The 490-nt window shown below is 55.5% G+C and carries 1 pseudogene; it reads left to right on the top strand.

The window, feature by feature from the left end:
• Nucleotides 1–271: pseudogene (locus ACTHUM_RS19080) on the top strand (LysM peptidoglycan-binding domain-containing protein); the annotation flags it as partial.
• Between the last annotated feature and the right edge of the window lie 219 nt (nt 272–490).

Here is a 490-nt window from a genome sequence, read left to right as displayed (position 1 = left end):
ATCCACACAACCCCTGACCACCAAAAAAGCCACCCCCAAAACCCACAAAGACAACTACCCACCGAAACCGCCCAAAAACCCCAACAACCTAAACGCGATACCTCACGCCCCTACCCGTCCGATCCAGGCCAAAGTCATCTCCACCTTCGACGGCGTGAACGAAGCCAGTCAGCTCCAAACCATTACCCTGGACAAAGGCGAACTCGACAGCTCGAACAAAGGCACCGTGGTCGGCCTCTACAAACGTAGCCGCCACCAGTACCAATGCTAATCAGTCCGACGCTTCTGGCTGTATCCCCCTCCACCCGCGCTACGCCATTTTCGCTAGCCGACCCCGCTTACATCCCCACAGCCCGCTCGTTTTCCTCTGTTTCCTGCACCCCGCTAACAATAGCATTTTCCTCTCCACCAACATTCACTTGCACACCCCATCCCCATACACTTTTTCGCCTAAAAACATCGCCAACTTGTCCTCCCCACGCCACTGAGT

The sequence above is a fragment of the Neisseria sp. P0021.S006 genome (genome assembly GCF_051956895.1).
Note: the sequence above shows the minus strand (reverse complement) of the source record. Positions and strands in the feature narration are given on the sequence as shown.